The following is a 17,304-nucleotide window of genomic DNA, read 5'->3' as shown; positions in this document are numbered from 1 at the left end:
CCTCATGGTCAGGGCCGACGGCCGCCATCAGCCGGCGGCCGCTTTGGCTCGTGGCAGCATCCGCAGGCATTGCAGCCGCTGTCGGCGAATGTGGCGATGCTGTCGTGCATTTCGGCGGCCTTTCCCTCCTGGCCCGCGAAGGACCGAAGGGCCGGCACGGATTCCGGTACGCCGTCCCGGCTTGCGACGGCGGGCACCCCATAGCCGAGTGAAGAAAGCGCGGCCCACAGGTCGCCCTCGTGGTCCGTGATGGCCTCGCCGAGCTTCGCTGCCGAGTACTGCGGCACCTTCCGGCGCAAGGCGGACGGCTCGGCGAGAGTGAGCACCGCCAGACAGGCCCTGACCTTGCCGTCGTCCAGGCCCAGCAGGCGTACGTCAGTGACGCCGGTGGACTCGTTCCGTGGTCCGTCCGCCGAGCCGGACGTGATCACGACGTTCAGCTTCGACGCGGTGAGCAGGTGTGCCGGTGGATGCGGAACGAACACGACGTCGTCCGCGACGAGAACACCGGACGCGGTCGACGCGTCGTCCGACCGGACGGTGACGAGCGGCCAGTCAGTGGATGACTCAGATTTGTCGATCATGATGAACTCCGGGTGGGACGAGGTCAGCAGGACTGTGGGGGCCGGGGCCGCCCAGCGTGGCAGGTCGGGCACGCTGCGTGATCGAAGTCAACATCACGGCGGCGGGAGAACCTCGATGTCCGTCCGCCGCCCGGGGGCGGCACCTGGACCGGAGTACTGGCTGCGATCGGGGACCCGACGGCCATTTCGCGGCACACACCGATTGTCATCGGCCCTCCTTCGCCCTGCGTCAGCCCTGTGGCGTATTCACCGGATCGGGGCAGGCGACGACGCGGCGGGCCCGTGTACACCCCGGGGACGACGCGCCGGATCGGGGCAGAGGCGGACGCGGCGGGCACGGGCGGCGGTGGATGCTCTGAAGCGGATCGTCGGCCGTGAAAGCGCCATTGCCGCCAACCTCAGGCCATGGGGAATCGGCAGGCCATCACGGTGTACACCACCTTCGCAAAAGCCGAGGAGTCACCATGTCTGAAATCAGGGAAAAGACCGCGGGCACCCTGACGCACGCCGATGTCCAGTCGGTCGTCGACGGCACCTGTCTCGCGGTGCACATCCCGGGATTCGTTCCTCGAGTCGCCCTGGAAAGCGCCCGTGAAAAACTGCTCCATCATCCGGATCGCGGTGGTCTGAGTCAGGCGGAGGAGTTCGAGCGAGTAGGTTTCGCCTTCTCCGAGATAAGCGACGAGGCATCCCGCGACCGGTACTACGCGGAGGCCCGCGGAAACATCCAGCGCATGCGCGACCTCTTCGCGCCGTATGCCGCACCGAGCGATGTGCTGCGGCTGTTGCTGGAGGAGTCATGGGGCCCCGGAGCCAACCTGCTCCAGCTCGACGGGCGCAAGGCGTTCATCGGCATCTGCCGCTATCAGGGCAAGAGCGTCGACCTCAACCCGCACACCGACGCCCTCGAACGGAACCTGCCCGCAGAGTCCCGCCACACCCTCAAGGCCCAGCTGTCGGTCAACGTCTACATCAACATCCCCGAGGTCGGCGGCGAACTGGAGTTGTGGGGAGTGGAGCCGACCGCGGACGAGTACGACCGACTGCGCGGGCAGCGCACCTGGGGCATCGACCGCGCCCTGCTCGGCCCGCCCCGGACCGTGTTCAAGCCGGCCCCCGGTGACCTGCTGCTGCTCAACCCACGGCAGATCCACGCCGTTCGCCCCTCCGGCGACCAACCGCGCATCACCCTGGGGCACTTCATCGGCTACCACGGCGACAACCGTCCGCTCGAACTGTGGAGTTGAGGTCATCATGACCGAACAGAACACCGAGCACGTGCTCGACGGCCGTACCAAGGCGAGCTTCGGACAGGACGGCCGGAAGAACGATCTGTCCGGCCGCCGGGCCATCCTGCTGATCAGCGTGGGCCAGCGCTATCACGAGGGCGACAAACTCCGGGCCACCGTGGAACTGCTCAACCGCACAGGCTTCGGCCAGGTGACCATAGCGGTGGCGGACACCCTCCAGCGCACCAACTATCTCGCGTCCGATCCCGCCGATGCCCGTCGTCGCGCCCTGCGCGAGGGCGACGAATGGCTGGAGCGAAACGGCAAGATCCTCGGTCGGCTGAGCGTGCCGAATGACGTGCTCCGCTGGGACGACGCCCTGCTGGATCCGGATTACCCGCGCTTTCTCCGGCGCATCCGGGACACCTACCGGGACGATCCCGGATACCGGAGAGCGGTGGACTCCACCATCGGGAAATTCATCGACCGCATGATATCCCGGGACCCGCGCGTCGACATCCGCAAGGCATTCGACGGCTGCCTGTCCTATCTCATCGAGGAGTGCCCCATCATCCAGCCGATGTGGGCATACCAGGGGTATGACCACGTCGTCTACCCGCATCCCATGACCGATGCCATGGCCGCGACTCACCGGCTGTTCGTGGTCCACGAATATCCGGGCAAGGGCATCTGGCTCTCACTCAGGTTCAAGAAGCGGGCGGCCTCTCCGGCGGCCGCCTGACCCGACACAATCCGGCGTAGAGGACGCGTTCTGTGAATCCAGCAGCGAATGACCGCAAATGGTGGGCCTTCACCGGTGTCGGCCTGATCAGTTTCCTCGGCTGCATCGACCTGACCATCGTCAACACCGCGGCGCCACGCATCCAGGCCGACCTCGGGGCTTCGGTGACGGAGCTTCAGCTCATCGTCAACATGTTCATCGTCGCCCTGTCGATGTTCATGGTGGCGATGGGCCGGCTGGCCGACGCGCACGGCCGCCGCCGCGTCCTCTACGCCGGCACCGTCGTCTTCGCCCTGGCCTCCCTGGGAGCCGGTGCCGCTCCCGACACGGGCTGGCTGATTGCCTTCCGCTTCCTTCAAGGTGCCGCGTGCGCCGTGCTGTACACCTCCACCGGCGCCATCGTGCAGAACGCGTTCCCGCCCGAGCAGCGTGGCCGGGCGATGGGCGCGCTGTACGGCGTCAACGGCTTCGGCCTTGCCATCGGCCCGCTGCTCGGCGGAATCCTGGTGTCGGCGGCAGGCTGGCGCTGGGTGTTCTGGCTCAATGTGCCGCTCGTCGTGCTCGCTCTCGCGGTGTGCTTCTTCAGTGTCCGTGAGTCACGCGACGAAACGGCCGACGGCCGCCTTGACTGGCCCGGCCTCGTGCTGTCCGGCCTCGGCATCCCCGCCGCCGTCCTCGCCTTCACGCTCGGCGGCACCTGGGGCTGGACCAGCACGGCGACACTTGCCCTCGGCGCCTTCTCCGTCATCGCCCTGCTCGCCTTCGTCGTCGTCGAACGCCGCAGTGCCAACCCACTGCTGCACCTCGCCCTGTTCCGCAAGCCCGCCTTCGTCGGCGCCCTGTCCTCCGACTTCGCGCTGGCCTGCTTCTACACCACCGTGCTCTTCCTGATCCCGCTCTACCTGAGCGCGGTGCGCGGTCTGGACGGGTACGCCATCGGCGCCCTGTTGCTGCCGTGCACCGCCGTGATGGCGGTGCTTTCCCCCTTCATCGGACGCCTCATCGACCGCTTTGGCCCACGGCCGCTGCTGGCAGCAGGCTTCACGGCCTTCACCGTCTCGGCGCTGCTCCAGACCAGGCTGACGGCCGGCACCCCCCATCACCAACTGGCCTTCGCCCTGGTCGTGATGGGTGTCGGCTGGGCCTGCGTCCTCAGCCCGGCAACCGTGTCCGCATTGTCGGCTGTGCCGGAGCGGCAGGCAGGTCTGGCGGTCGGTTCCTCCTGGACCTTCCACAATCTGGGCGGTGCGATCGGTCTGGCCGCCTCGGTGGTCCTCTTCCGTTCCTTCGCCACCGACCGGCTGGGCAGCGAGCTGGCCCAGCACCACCAGGCGACCGGCTCCTGGACCGACGCGGTGGTCACCAACCCCGAGCACGCCGCCGATGTACTGGCCCGGGAGACCACGTTGTCCTCCGCGGAGGCTGGCCAGGTCTTCGGCGCGGCGTTCAGTCATGGCGTGCAGGCCGCGATGTGGCTGCTGGTCGCTGTCTCCCTGGCCGCCCTCGCCGTGGTCGCCTTGCTCTCCCGCCGGACGGGCGACGAGACCGCGGATGAGCCGGAGAACGTTCCCACGAGGCAGGCCACGTAAGGGTGCTGCGGTCCCGGACAGTCCCTAGGCGGAGGCCGCGGCCACAAAGAACGGAACGGCGATGAAGAGGCGGTCGGCCTCGGCGCGCCGGCGCTGCTCGGCGAGCCACGCGTCGGCCCGGTCGCGGCTGACGGCGCCGCTCGCGCAGGCCGGTTCGGCGAGCCTGGTGAGCAGCGACAGCATCGAGGGATCGGCGAACACGCTGGTGTGCGCCTCGACGGTGACGTCGTGGAAGCCGCCGTCCAGAAGCAGGTTGCGGTACTGGCGGCCGGCGCGGGGCGTGCCGAGGAGGTCGGCGCGGGCGTGCACGATGGTGCGCGTGAGGGTCGCGTCATCGGAGTCGACCATGATGGCGTCCCAGTCCTGCCCGACCAGGACGATCCGGCCGCCCGGACCGAGTACGCGCCGCGCTTCCGCCACCGCCCGCCCCGGCTCTTGCAGTACATGGAAGACCTTGTCGGCACGGTAGCCGCGCACGCTCGCGTCGGCGAACGGCAGATCCTCCGCCCCCGCCTCCCGGAACTCGCCCGCTGACGGCCACCGTTCCCGGGCCGCGGCCAGCATCCGCGGGTCGGGATCCACGCCCACCGCGTGCACACCGCGTTCGGACAGCTCGGCGACGGCGCGCCCGGCGCCGCAGCCGATGTCCACGACGGTCGAGCCCGGGACGGGAGACAGCAGTTCGTAGGTGCGGTCCCGCAGCCGGGTGGCGTCCGGCATCCGGTCCGCCGCGTCGAGGACGGACAGCAGGGCCTCGGTGTCGCGGTGTTCTCCCACCGCTTCCTGGTTCTTGGACATGGACCTCAGCCTGCGACTTAATGTCGGCATGAAGTCAAGCGCGGACAGCGGCGGTGGGATGAGCATCGGTGCTCTCGCGGCACGGTTCGGCCTGGCCACGCATGTGCTGCGGCACTGGGAGTCGATGGGGCTGCTGCACCCCGTACGGGACACGGGCGGGCGCCGCCGCTACGGCCCGGACGACCTCACCCGCGTGGCGACGATCCTCCTGCTCAAGGAGGCCGGGCTCGGCCTGGACACCATCAGGACCCTGTCCACCGCGGCCGACCGCGCCACCCGGCACGAGATCCTGCGCGCCGAGGCCGAGGCGCTCCGGTCGAGAATCGCCGCGGCCCGCGCCTCGTTGGAGCTCATCGAGGGCGGCATGAACTGCGAGTACGAGGACGTCACCCGGTGCCCGAACCACCGGCGGCTCATCGCCGAACGGATCGGTTCCCCGGTACCCGGCGCGCGGCCGGACCCCCACCGGGCTCAGGACGATTCCGCGGCGACCCGCCGAGCGTGATCGGGTTGAATGAGGTCGGTGGGGCAGCAGTGACCGAGGCCTGCGGGCGAGACGGGGGAACAGTGAGCGAGTGGGTACGGGCCGCGGCCCGCAACAACGCCGAGTGGTGCGACGCGGTCTGCCGTGCGCATGATCTGCCGGGGGAGTTCGGCGCCGGGGCGTGGAGCAACGCGCGGCGCACCCCGCCGCTCTATCCCGACGCGGTGACGCTCGGCCCCGATGTGTCGCCGGCCGATCTGGTGTCGCGTGTCGACACCGATTCACCCGGCTGCTCGGTGAAGGACAGCTTCGCCTGCCTGGACCTGGCGCCGCTGGGCTTCGAGGTGCTGTTCGAGGCGCAGTGGATCCACCGTGCGGCGGGAGAGCCGGTCAAGTCCCCTCCAGTGGACGTGAGTTGGTCATCACTCGTCGATGCGGACGCGCTGCCCGCGTGGGAGACGGCGTGGGGAGGCGGCGAGGAGGCGACCGGTCTGTTCCGCGAAGAGCTGCTCTCGTCCGGGGACACCACGTTCCTGTCCGGCACGGACCGCGAAGGGCGGATCGTCGCGGGTGCCGTCGTCAGCCGCAGCGATTCCGTCGCCGGTGTCTCCAACCTCTTCGCCCTGGGCGACGAGGAGGCCGCCTGGGCGGGCTGCCTCACCGAAGTCGCCCGGCGCTGGCCCGGCTTGCCCGTCGTCGGATACGAGGGCGGGGAGAGCCTGGAGGCGGCCGTCCGGCAGGGCTTCACCCCCGTCGGCCCGCTGCGGGTGTGGCTGCGGTCCGCCTGAGGCCGGGATGTGGGTGGGGGGTTGCCCCGAAGCCGCCTCCCACCCCTTGACGCGCGCGACGCGACCCCCGAAGAATGATCGCGTTCCGCACTCTGACAACGTTGTCCAAGGATGTCCAAGGAGGCGTTCCCACCCATGAGATGGACTCGACGGCTACGCGGCAGCGGGGTGGCGGTGGCTTCGGCCGCGCTTCTCGGGGGAGCCCTGGCCCTTCCGGCGGCACAGGCCGCCCCGGCGGGGGACGGGCAACTGACCGATCTGGTCAACCCGTTCATCGGCACCGAGAACGAGGGCAATACCTACCCCGGCGCCGCCGTGCCCTTCGGCATGGTCCAGTTCTCCCCGGACACCGGCCACAACACCGGATACGACCACTCCGACACGCACATCCGCGGCTTCTCGACCGTCCATCTCTCCGGAGTGGGCTGCGGGTTGGGCGGCGATCTGCCGGTCCTGCCGACCGTGGGGGACGTCAAGGAGACGGACTACGCCAAGTACGCGGCGGAGTTCAGCCATGACGACGAGAAGGCGAGCCCCGGCTCGTACAAGGTGGGCCTGAAGTCCGGCATCGACGCCGAGCTGACCGCCACCAAGCGCACCGGGGTGCAGCGCTACACCTTCCCGTCGACCGACAAGGCCAACGTCCTGCTCAACGCGGGGCAGTCGCTGCACAAGACGGGCTCGACCAAGGTCGAGATCCTCGACAGCCGCACGGTCCGTACGGCGATCACCGGCAGCGGCTTCTGCCAGGACACCAAGCCGTACACGGTCTACACGATCACCCGCTTCGACCGGCCCTTCAGCACGTCCGGCACCTGGAAGGGCGACACCGTCACCGAGGGCTCCAAGGAGTCGTCGGCGGGGGACGAGCGCAACGGCGCCTTCGTCCGGTTCGACACCTCCGAGGACCGCACGGTCGAGGCGACGACCGCACTGTCGTACGTCGATGCCAAGGGCGCCGCGCTCAACCTCCGTACGGAGGGCGGGCGTTCGTACGACCGTGTCGCGCAGGCGGCGCAGTCCGCGTGGGAGGACCGGCTGGACGACGTACAGGCGCGGGGCGGCAGCGAGACCGTGCGCCGGACCTTCTACTCGTCCCTCTACCGTTCCTTCCTCGCCCCGAACATCGGCAGCGACGTCGACGGCCGCTACACCGGCTGGGACCAGAAGGTCCACCGCGCCAAAGGATTCACGTACTACCAGAACTGGTCCCTGTGGGACACCTACCGCACCCAGGCCCAGCTCCTCGCGCTGCTCGCGCCGCGCGAGTCACGGGACATGGCACGCTCCGTCCTGAAGATCGACGAGGAGAGCGGCTGGCTGCCCAAGTGGGGCTACGGGACGGTCGAGACGAACATCATGACCGGCGACCCGGTCACCCCGTTCCTCACCAACGCCTACCAGCAGGGACTGCTCAAGGGGTACGAGGAGGAGGCCTACCGCGCGCTGAAGAAGAACGCGGACGGCGTGCCGCCCGCGGACTCCGCGCCGGTCGGACGCGAGGCGAACAAGGAGTACCTGAGCGACGGTTTCGCGCCGTTCATCAAGGGCCGCCCGCACGCCAAGCCCGGCGACTCCGACTACGACCACGGGGCGTCCGCCACCCTGGAGTACGCGCTCTCGGACGCGATGCTCGGGGAGATGGCCCGTGACCTGGGGCATGAGGCCGACGCGAAGCGGTATGCGGCACGGGCGCAGAACTACCGGAAGATCTTCGACGCCTCGACCGGATTCTTCCGTGCGCGGGACGCGGCGGGGGCCTTCACCGGTCCCGCCGACCCGGCCAAGAGCGAGGGCTTCCACGAGGGCACGTCCTGGCAGTACCAGTGGCTCGTGCCGCAGGACCTGCCCGGCATGGTCGGCCTGATCGGCGGCAAGAAGGCGACGAACGACCGCCTCGACTCCTTCTTCGCGTACGAGCAGCTCCTGAAGGACCCGGCGAAGACCGCCCGCGAGGTGTGGGTGAACGGTCCCTACGACTACTACAACGCCGACAAGTACAACCCGCAGAACGAGCCCGACCTGATCGCGCCGTACACCTATCTCTCCACGGGCCAGCCGTGGAAGACGACCGACGTGGTGCATGCGGCGCTGACCCTGTTCACCGACACCCCGACCGGCATGACCGGCAACGACGACCTCGGCACCATGTCCGCCTGGAACGTGCTGTCCTCGATCGGCGTCTTCCCCGTCCAGCCCGGCACGGACACCTGGGGCCTGTCGACGCCCGTCTTCGAGCGCGTCGACATCTCGCTCGACCGCCGCTACTACCCGCACGGGCGCCTCACCGTGAAGGCGCCGGGCACCTCGGACACCGACCGGTACATCCAGTCGGCGAGCAAGGACGGCGCCGACTACGCCAGGACGTATCTGACCACCGACGACATCCGGGACACCCGCGAGCTGTCCTTCGCGGTGGGCGACAAGCCCTCCGGGTGGGGCACGTCGGCGGACGCGGCGCCGCCGGCGCTGGGGTGACGTAGTCCACACGTCCCGCCCGTGCCCCAAGGGCGCCACATCAGCACCACGAGGCCCGCCTTCCTCAGGGAGGCGGGCCTTAATCTGTTGTTAACTGTGCGTAGCTTGATCGTACTTGACCGTAGTCGTCCGGCGGCGATTGACTGCTCGCTCCACCACACACCACCCCCCGCACCGCCTCCGACGCGAGAGCAGACACGTGACGACGACGACTCGGACAGCTGAGACCTCCTCCGACCTGCTCGCACCCCTCGACCTCGCCTTCTGGAACATAGAGACCGCCGAACACCCCATGCACCTGGGAGCCCTCGGCGTCTTCGCGGCCGATGCACCCGGCGCGGCCGAGCGCGCCGCCCGGCTCCTCGCGTCCCGCGCGGCCGCGGTGCCCGGCCTGCGGCTGCGCATACGGTCCGTCTGGCTGCCGGTCGGCGGGGCCGTCCGCGCGGTCGCGCCCGGCTTCGACCCGCTGGACCACGTCACCCTCGCCCCGCCCACGGCGGACTTCCACGCCGCCGCCGGCGCCCTGATGCAGCGCCCCCTGGAGCGCGGCAGGCCGCCGTGGGAGGCGCATGTGCTGCCGGGGCGGGACGGCACGTCGTTCGCCGTCCTCTTCAAGTTCCACCACGCGCTCGCCGACGGGCTGCGGGCCCTGATGCTCGCGGCGGCGGTCATGGACCCCACCGAGCTGCCCGCCGCGCGGCCGCTCCCCGAAGCCCCCGCCCCCTCCCGCTGGTCCTGGCTGCCCGACCCGCGCAAGCTGCCCGGCCTGGTCCGCGACACCGTCTCCGACGTCGGGCAGGCCCTGGACATCGGCACCTCCGTCGCCCGCGCCACGCTGGATGTGCGCTCGTCGGACGCGCTCACCTCCGAGGCCACCGGCACCCGCCGCACCGCGGGGGTGCTGCTCGACCTCGACGACGTGCACCGCGTCCGCAAGACCACCGGTGGCACCGTCAACGACGTACTGATCGCGGTGGTCGCCGGAGCCCTGCGCCGCTGGCTCGACGAGCGGGGCGACGGCAGCGAGGGCGTCGAGCCGCGCGCCCTCGTCCCCGTCTCCCGGCGCAGGCCGCGCGGCGCACAGCCGCCGGGCAACCGGCTCTCCGGGTATCTGGTCCGGCTGCCGGTGAGCGAACCGGACCCGCTGGCCCGGCTGCGGAGCGTGCGCGCCGCGATGGACCGCAACAAGGACGCGGGCCCGAACCGCGGCGCGGGCGCGGTCGCCCTGCTCGCCGACCACGTGCCGCCGCTGGGGCACCGCATCGGAGGCCCGGTCGTCGCACAGGCCGCCCGGCTGCTCTTCGACGTCCTGGTCACCAGCGTCCCGCTGCCCAGCCTCGGGCTGCGGCTCGGCGGCTGCCCGCTCACCGCCGTGTACCCCTTCGCCCCGCTTGCCCGGGGGCAGGCGCTCGCGGTGGCCGTGTCGACGTACCGGGGAGGCGTGCACTTCGGTCTCGTCGCGGACGCGGCCGCCGTGCCCGACCTGGACCTTCTCGCGGAGAGTGTCCGGGAGGAGATCGCCGGGCTCGTCACGGCGTGCGCCGAGGGCACGAGTTTGGTAGAGGGGGCCGCCGCTACGTAAAGTTGTCTTCTTTGGAGCTATCGCGGTCACCCTGACGGCCGCGAACCGAGTGACGCGAGGACAGCGGCGATGACGGTGACAGAGGACAGCCTGGAGGCTGCCGGTTCGGCCGATCCGGCCGGTGAGGCCGGCACGTACGGCCCCGGCATCGACCCCGACCGTCTCGCCGTCTGCCTCAGCGTGCTCGACGAGCTGGACCAGCTGGACGTCGACCACCCCGACGCCATCGCGGTGCGCCGCGCCACGGCCGGCATCTACCGGACCGTGAAGCAGCGCCGCCGCCAGGAGCGCAGGGCCGCCAAGACCGCCCACGACAAGGCGGTCACCGAGGCCACCGCGACGGGCTCCGCCGAGCGCATCGACGACGAGACCGAGGGCCTGCTGCCCTCCTCGCAGACCGAGGAGGGGCGGATCGCGGGGATACTCCAGCGCCCGCGCTCCTGCTACACCTGCAAGACCCGGTACGTGGAAGTCGACTACTTCTACCACCAGCTCTGTCCGGACTGCGCCCGCCTGAACCGGTCCAAGCGCGACGCCCGCGCCGACCTCACCGGCAAGCGCGCGCTGCTCACCGGCGGCCGGGCCAAGATCGGCATGTACATCGCGCTGCGGCTGCTCCGTGACGGCGCGCACACCACCATCACGACGCGCTTCCCCAAGGACGCCATCCGCCGCTTCAAGGCGATGGACGACTCGGCGGACTGGCTGCACCGCCTGGAGGTCGTCGGCATAGACCTCCGCGACCCGGCGCAGGCCGTGGCCCTCGCCGAGCGGGTCACCGAGGCCGGGCCGCTGGACATCCTGATCAACAACGCGACGCAGACCGTGCGCCGGCTGCCCTCCGCGTACGCCGCACTGGTCGACGGAGAGGGCGCGCCGCTGCCCGCCGGTGAGCTGCCCGCGCATTCCGTGATCGGCGCCTTCAACTCCGGGGCGGTGGACGGCCTGGCCGCGCTGCCCGTCGGCATCAGTGGCCTGGACGCGCAGAAGGTCGCCGACCTCGCGCTCGTCGCGGGCAACGCCAGCGTCGCCCGGCACCTGGACGGCACCGCCATCGACGCGGGCGGCCTGGTCCCGGACGTCGTCGAGTCCAACACCTGGGTGCAGACCATCGAGCAGATCTCCCCGGTGGAGCTGCTCGAGACCCAGCTGTGCAACTACACCTCGCCGTTCATCCTGATCAGCGCGCTGCGCGCGGCGATGGCCGACGCGGCGAAGAAGGCGGGCAGCGGCCGGGCGTACGTCGTGAACGTCTCCGCGATGGAGGGCGTCTTCGGCCGCGGCTACAAGGGCGCGGGCCACCCGAACACGAATGCCGCCAAGGCCGCGATGAACATGGTGACGCGGACCAGCGCCCAGGAGATGTTCCAGACCGACGGCATCCTGATGACGTCCATCGACACCGGCTGGATCACCGACGAACGCCCCCACTACGACAAGCTGCGCCTCGCCGAGGAGGGCTTCCACGCCCCGCTCGACCTGGTCGACGGAGCGGCCCGCGTCTACGACCCGATCGTGCGCGGCGAGGCGGGTGAGGACATGTTCGGCGTCTTCCTGAAGGACTACGCGCCGGGTAAGTGGTAGTGCGTCAGCGGTGAGGGGCGAGGCCTGATGCCCTCAGGCCTCGCCGGGCGCCGCGCGCAGCCGCTCATGCACGGCGTACGAGGCGGTGGCGGCGCCGGACGACGCGGCCCGTACCCTCGTCCCGCCGTCCACCAGCAGGTCCGCCCCCGTCACCCATTCGGCCGCGTCCGACACGAGCCAGGCCACGGCGCGCGCCACGTCCTCCGGTTCGCCGATGCGGCCGAGCGGCAGGCTCTCGGCGAGGCGCTCCTCGGCGCCGTCCCAGACGAAGCGGGCCATTTCGGTACGAATGAGACCGGGTGACACGGAGTTGACGCGGACCGACGGCGCCAGTTCGCCCGCCAGCTGTGCGGTCAGGTGCAGCAGCGCCGCCTTGCTCGTGCCGTACGCGCCGACGTTGGGCCCCACGTGGGCGGCGCCCTCCGAGCAGACGTTCACGACACGTCCGCCGTGCCCGCCCATCCAGGAGTGCCAGGCGAGCTGGGTCAGGCGGAGCGCGGCCTCGACGTTCAGGGCGAAGGCGGTGCGCCAGGTGGTGAGGTCCACGTCCATCAGCGCGCCGTAAGGGGCATTGGTCGCGGCGTTGTTCACCAGGACGTCGAGCCGCCCGAACTCCCTTGTCGCCAGGGCCACGCAGGCCCGCGCGTGAGCGGGGTCGGCGACGTCGCCCGCGAGCCCGACGACCTCGGCGCCTTCGCGGCGCAGCTCCGTCACGGCCGCCCGCAGCGCTGCCCTGTCACGGGCGGTGACCACGAGGCGGTGCCCCGACTCGGCGAGGGCACGCGCGACCGCGAGCCCGATTCCCCGTGAGGCCCCGGTCGTCAGAGCCACCGCGCCGTCCTTCGCCGCCCGAGTCGTCATCGGCGTACGGTCCCACGAAGTCCGGGAAAGGCCCATGGCCCGGACTCCGGCAGGGAGTTCCGAGCGCGCATGGCCACTCCCACACCCTGACCAACTGTCTGAAATCCACCCCTTCGGCGGCACCCATCGAGCGCGGGCCCGCTCATTTGGTTAATCTGGGGCGAACGGACGGCCGCAAGGGATCTACAAGCTCCCCCAAGCCGCCCCGGGACAGGCTCGCCACCAGGGCCGCGGTCCCGCCAAAGAACCGGCGCCACCGCGACCGAACTGACCGAACAGCCCTGTCCTTCCGTTACGCGACACAAAGGAGTGCGCGGTGACCCCAGATCTGACGAAGCAGGAAAAGCGACCGGCGGAACGAGGCGGCGAGCGGGCCGGCAGGCCACGCAAGCTGAGCAACCTCGACTCGTGGGCGAAGGCGGCCCCGATCCGCCTGGCCGGCTACGAGGACGACCTCGCGGAGCCGCACATCCTCCCCGGCATCGACTGATCCGACTGCTTCGCCGCGTGCCCCCCGCCGTTCCTGGTGGGGGGCACGCGGCGTTCACGGCGGCGTGGGCACGCGGCGTTCAGCGCGGATCGGCGGGCCGCGCCGCCGCTGTGGCTCTGTTCACGCACCTTCGCAGCTTCTCGTCATTCATGCCGCGCAGCGCATCACTGGCCATGGTGGCCACCGCGCCGATGACCTCGAACCCCGAGGGATCGAGCACTCCGGCGGCATCAGCCAGTGCCAGGGATTTCTCATCGGCCAAGTGCGGGGCCAATTCGAGGATGAGGGAGATCGCCTGTTCCCCGGGCGCGGCCGTGGCCGCCTCGCCGATGTGATCTGCTCCGCCCGCCGCCGCCCGGAGCGCCTTGTCGCTCCAGTTCTTGGAGCGCAGCTCGACGGCCAGTTCCCGCGCCGCTGCCAGCAGTTCCGCGTCGTCGCGGGGGCCACGGAGCTCGCGGGGAGCCAGGATGTCGATTGCCGCGAACTTCTTCCCCGTCATGGCCGCGACGACGCGCTCGACATTCCGGATGACCTCGTCGATGCGGCCGCGCTGCTGTTCCGGATCTCCCGCGTATTTCTCGGCGGTGTGGATGGAGTCCATGAGGTCTCGGGCGCGATCACCGACCTGCCGCCTCAAGAACAAGGCGGGGCTGTCCGTCAGCCTCTCCGTGATGGAGGGCACTTCAGTCTTCCTGGGATTCTCCGGAGAGTTGTACCGGATCCTCCCGAATTCCTTTGACACCGCCGTACACCCTTCTGTGCCGCCGGGAATTCGAGGCTACGGCAGCAGGCGGTGCCCCCGCCATGGTTCGGCGGGGGCACGGTCGGGCGGGGATTCAGTCCGTCACCTCAAGCTCGTGCAGGCCGTTGTAGTCGCCCTTGCCCAAGTAGCTCTTGGCGTTGCTGCAGACGTCCGCCGTCGGGGCCATCGTCAGGTTCTCGTGGCCGCTCGGGACATGGCCGAGGCCGAAGGCGTGGCCGAACTCGTGGGTCATCGTGGCCTCCAGGTAGTACTCGCTGAGGCAGGTGTTGCCGGCCCGCAGGAACGGGGCCTCGCTCGGGTTGTCGTTGATCTCGATGTCGGCCTCGTCGATGTACCAGCCGAACCACCAGGACTCGTACGTGCAGGTCGAGGCCAGGACGCCCTGGCGCCGGTCACCGAATCCGACGACGTTGTCGCCGTCGTCGTCGTCACAGGTGTCGAGGCCGATGTCGGTGCCCTCGTCCGTCGTGCCCTCGTACACCGCGTCGTCGGAGTCGAGGTCCTCGGCGAGACCGCAGCTGTTGCGGCCGAAGTCGACGTTGTCGGCCGACTCGGTGACCTCGTTCCTGATGGTGTTCCCGTCGAGATAGCCGGGCACCGACCCCTGGTTGAAGCGCCACTCCATGGGGTCGTCGTCCCAGCTGTCGCCGTCGTTGTTGAACGAGTACTCGCCGTCGTCGCACTTGGCGGGCGCGGCCTTGGCGCTCGGCGCCGCGTCGTCGGCGCGCCGCACGGTGGTCGTCACCTTGCCGTCGTGGCGGCGGACGCTGATGCTCACCGGCTGGTCCTGCGCGGCGTTCTCGCCCAGCTGCACCGAGTAGGTGACGCCCTTGTTCTCCTGCGTGGGCACACGGACGCCGAGGTCCCCCACCTTGATGAGCCGGCCGCGCAGATCGCAGTCCGCGAGCGAGACCGTCCTGCCGATGACCGACACCGGGACGGCGCGGTCGCTGTCGCCGGCACAGTACGCGGACAGCGGCGACTTCTTCGCATCCGACGGGTTCTGTGCCGCCTGTGACGATCCGGTGGACAGGCCACCGAGAAGCCCGGCGAGCGCGACCGTGGTTATGGCCATCGTCCTGGTTCTGCTGCGCATGCATCCCCCTGAAGTGCGTGACGTGTCCATGTCAGGAAAGCATTTCTCATGAGCGGGCGTCGAGCCATAAACCGGTTCATCACGGGGAATGTCTGGATCCGGGTGCGTCGTGTTGGTAGGGCTTCGGAATTCATCCGACGGGTTCGCGCGAATGTCCAAGTCCCGGCCGTGTGCGATGCATTGACACTCTCAGAGGGCGCTTGAATCATCGGATGTCATGACCGAATCGCGCTCGACCTTCGCGCCCCGTTCCCGTTCCCGCCCGCGTCCAGGCCGAAGACGGCTGTCGGGTGTCGCCGTCGCCCTGCTGCTGCTCGCCGCACCTGTCCCGGCCGCCGCCCACGCGCCGTCGTCCGCCGCCGTGGGCCCGCCCCGCACCGTCCCCGCCCTCACCGACTGGACGCCGGGGGAGGGGAGTTACCGCTTCGGTACGGACACCCGCCTGGTCGCCCACGGGAAGGCCGCCCGCGACGTCGCCCGCACCCTCGCGGACGATCTGCGTGCCGCCGGTGAGGGACGGGTGCCGGTCGCCGACGGGGCCCCGCGCGACGGAGACATCGTGATCGACGTCGACCCCGCGCGGCAGCGGCTCGGCGGCGAGGGGTACGAACTGCGTGCCGGGGAACGCCTGGAGATCACCGGCCGGACCGAGGCCGGCGCCTTCTACGGGACCCGCACCCTGCTCCAACTCCTCGCGCAGGGCGACCGTGTGCCGGCCGGCCGCACCGTCGACGTGCCCCGCTACAAGGAACGCGGCGTCGGCGTCTGCGCCTGCTACATCCACGTATCGACGCCCTGGCTGGAGAACCTCGTACGCGACATGGCGTACAACAAGCAGAACCAGCTGCTCCTCGAACTGAAGGTCAAGAGCGACAGGCACCCCGAGGCCAACAGCTGGGGCTACTACACCAAGAGCGAGATCCGCCGCCTCGTCGCACTCGGCGAGAAGTACCACGTCACGATCGTCCCGGAGATCAACTCGCCCGGGCACATGGACCCCTGGCTGGAGAACCGCCCCGACCTCCAGCTCACCGACTCCGACGGGAAGCCGCAGCCGTCCCGCCTCGACGTCACCAAGGACGAGGCGTTCGCGTACTACACGAGCCTCGTCGACGAGTACGCCCAGGTCTTCCCCGCCGAGTCCTGGCACATGGGCGCCGACGAGTACATGCTCGGCTCCGACTTCGCCAAGTACCCGCACATCCTGGAGTACGCGAAGAAAAAGTACGGCGAGCACGCGACGCCGCAGGACGCCTTCGTGGACTTCATCAACCGCGTGCACGCCTACGCGGCCGGCAAGGGCAAGCGGCTGCGCATCTGGAACGACGGACTGACCGGAGCGAACACCGTCCCCGTCGCCGCCGGGACCACGGTCGAGCACTGGCTGGACGTGCGGACCAAACCGAGTCAACTCATAGCCCAGGGTTATCCCTTGCAGAACGCGGCGTACTCCCTCTATCTCGTACGCGGCGGATTCCACACCGACACCAGGGCGCTGTACGACCAGTCATGGGATCCGCGCAGCTTCGAGGGCGAGAAGCTCGCCTCGCGGGACGGCATCACCGGCGCGAAGATCAGCCTGTGGCCCGACAACGGCCGGGGCGAGACCGAGAACGAGGTCGCGACCGCCATGGCCCGGCCGCTCAGCCATATCGCCCAGGTCACCTGGGGCGCCGCGCACCCCGACCCGACGTACGCCGAGTTCACCGCCCGCGCCGACGCCGTGGGGCACGCGCCCGGATGGCGTGACCTGACACGGCCGCCGGTGGCCGACGGGACGTACACCCTGCGCGACACCGAGGGACACGCCGAGCCCGTCGCGTACGAGATCAAGCGCACCGCCGACGGCTACGTCACCCTCAAGTCCGCGGCGACCGGCAAGTGCCTGGAGACCCGCAGCGGCAAGCTCACCCTCAACGTGCCACTGCAGCCCGGTACCGCCGTCACCCAGGAGACCTGCGACGCGGCGAACACGCTGCAGCGGTGGCAGCTCGCCGGGAGCGCGGGCGGCCACCGGCTCACCAACGCCATCACTCGGATGAGCGTGCACGTCACCGACGACGGACGGCTGCTCCAGTACCCCGACGACCAACAGGCTCCCACCGCCTGGACGTTGACCGCCTCCTGAACCGACGTGACGTCGGACCGATCGCCGGTCACCGACCACCAAACACCGGTCACCGACCACCGAGCCCCGAGCCCTGAGCCCTGAGCCCCGAGGGAGACCCGTACCTCC

The 17,304-nt window shown here is 70.1% G+C and carries 15 protein-coding genes; 10 read left to right on the top strand and 5 right to left on the bottom strand.

What is annotated here, in order from left to right:
* Positions 1 to 8: 8 nt before the first annotated feature.
* Positions 9 to 656: a hypothetical protein gene (locus ACIBKX_RS07430; protein WP_363270940.1), complete on the bottom strand. Its 648-nt coding sequence runs from the start codon at positions 654 to 656 to the stop codon at positions 9 to 11.
* 392 nt (positions 657 to 1,048) lie between these two features.
* Between ACIBKX_RS07430 and ACIBKX_RS07425 the strand changes: the two genes are divergently transcribed.
* The 3 genes from ACIBKX_RS07425 to ACIBKX_RS07415 are packed head-to-tail and all read left to right on the top strand — an operon-like array spanning position 1,049 to position 4,144.
* Complete coding sequence (locus ACIBKX_RS07425; RefSeq protein WP_363270939.1) at positions 1,049 to 1,831, top strand: hypothetical protein; 783 nt, start codon at positions 1,049 to 1,051, stop codon at positions 1,829 to 1,831.
* A 7-nt stretch (positions 1,832 to 1,838) separates the two neighbouring features.
* Positions 1,839 to 2,555, top strand: coding sequence for a tRNA-dependent cyclodipeptide synthase (locus ACIBKX_RS07420; RefSeq protein WP_363270938.1), 717 nt, complete (start codon positions 1,839 to 1,841; stop codon positions 2,553 to 2,555).
* Positions 2,556 to 2,587: 32 nt separating this feature from the next.
* On the top strand, positions 2,588 to 4,144 hold the full coding sequence (locus ACIBKX_RS07415; protein ID WP_363270937.1) for an MFS transporter: 1,557 nt from the start codon (positions 2,588 to 2,590) through the stop codon (positions 4,142 to 4,144).
* Between the two features lie 24 nt (positions 4,145 to 4,168).
* On the opposite strand, the gene ACIBKX_RS07410 is transcribed toward ACIBKX_RS07415, so the two are convergent.
* Entirely contained in the window at positions 4,169 to 4,942 is a 774-nt protein-coding gene (locus tag ACIBKX_RS07410; protein ID WP_363270936.1) for a methyltransferase domain-containing protein, read from the bottom strand.
* Positions 4,943 to 4,970: 28 nt separating this feature from the next.
* On the opposite strand from ACIBKX_RS07410, the gene ACIBKX_RS07405 reads away from it, so the two are divergent.
* The 5 genes from ACIBKX_RS07405 (at position 4,971) to ACIBKX_RS07385 (ending at position 11,858) form a co-directional block, all read left to right on the top strand.
* Positions 4,971 to 5,447, top strand: coding sequence for a MerR family transcriptional regulator (locus tag ACIBKX_RS07405; protein ID WP_363270935.1), 477 nt, complete (start codon positions 4,971 to 4,973; stop codon positions 5,445 to 5,447).
* Positions 5,448 to 5,509: 62 nt separating this feature from the next.
* A complete protein-coding gene (locus tag ACIBKX_RS07400) occupies positions 5,510 to 6,214 on the top strand; it encodes a hypothetical protein (RefSeq protein WP_363270934.1) in 705 nt (234 codons plus the stop codon).
* Between the two features lie 135 nt (positions 6,215 to 6,349).
* Positions 6,350 to 8,692, top strand: coding sequence for a GH92 family glycosyl hydrolase (locus tag ACIBKX_RS07395; protein ID WP_363270933.1), 2,343 nt, complete (start codon positions 6,350 to 6,352; stop codon positions 8,690 to 8,692).
* Between the two features lie 199 nt (positions 8,693 to 8,891).
* Complete coding sequence (locus tag ACIBKX_RS07390; protein ID WP_363270932.1) at positions 8,892 to 10,274, top strand: wax ester/triacylglycerol synthase family O-acyltransferase; 1,383 nt, start codon at positions 8,892 to 8,894, stop codon at positions 10,272 to 10,274.
* Positions 10,275 to 10,343: 69 nt separating this feature from the next.
* Positions 10,344 to 11,858, top strand: a complete 1,515-nt coding sequence (locus ACIBKX_RS07385) for an SDR family NAD(P)-dependent oxidoreductase (protein WP_363270931.1) — start codon at positions 10,344 to 10,346, stop codon at positions 11,856 to 11,858.
* 33 nt (positions 11,859 to 11,891) lie between these two features.
* Here ACIBKX_RS07385 and ACIBKX_RS07380 read toward each other — a convergent pair whose 3' ends face one another.
* Entirely contained in the window at positions 11,892 to 12,719 is an 828-nt protein-coding gene (locus ACIBKX_RS07380; RefSeq protein WP_363270930.1) for an SDR family oxidoreductase, read from the bottom strand.
* A 316-nt stretch (positions 12,720 to 13,035) separates the two neighbouring features.
* Between ACIBKX_RS07380 and ACIBKX_RS07375 the strand changes: the two genes are divergently transcribed.
* Positions 13,036 to 13,209, top strand: coding sequence for a hypothetical protein (locus ACIBKX_RS07375; protein WP_167828876.1), 174 nt, complete (start codon positions 13,036 to 13,038; stop codon positions 13,207 to 13,209).
* A 79-nt stretch (positions 13,210 to 13,288) separates the two neighbouring features.
* Here the strand turns inward: ACIBKX_RS07375 and ACIBKX_RS07370 are convergent, their stop codons facing one another.
* Complete coding sequence (locus ACIBKX_RS07370) at positions 13,289 to 13,810, bottom strand: hypothetical protein (RefSeq protein WP_399375676.1); 522 nt, start codon at positions 13,808 to 13,810, stop codon at positions 13,289 to 13,291.
* Positions 13,811 to 14,045: 235 nt separating this feature from the next.
* Complete coding sequence (locus ACIBKX_RS07365; protein ID WP_363270928.1) at positions 14,046 to 15,068, bottom strand: matrixin family metalloprotease; 1,023 nt, start codon at positions 15,066 to 15,068, stop codon at positions 14,046 to 14,048.
* 217 nt (positions 15,069 to 15,285) lie between these two features.
* Here ACIBKX_RS07365 and ACIBKX_RS07360 point away from each other — a divergent pair, with 217 nt between their 5' ends.
* A complete protein-coding gene (locus ACIBKX_RS07360; RefSeq protein ID WP_363270927.1) occupies positions 15,286 to 17,196 on the top strand; it encodes a family 20 glycosylhydrolase in 1,911 nt (636 codons plus the stop codon).
* The last annotated feature ends 108 nt before the right edge of the window (positions 17,197 to 17,304 follow it).

It is taken from the genome of Streptomyces sp. NPDC050658, from assembly GCF_044457025.1.
Taxonomy (GTDB): domain Bacteria; phylum Actinomycetota; class Actinomycetes; order Streptomycetales; family Streptomycetaceae; genus Streptomyces.
Note: the sequence above shows the minus strand (reverse complement) of the source record. Positions and strands in the feature narration are given on the sequence as shown.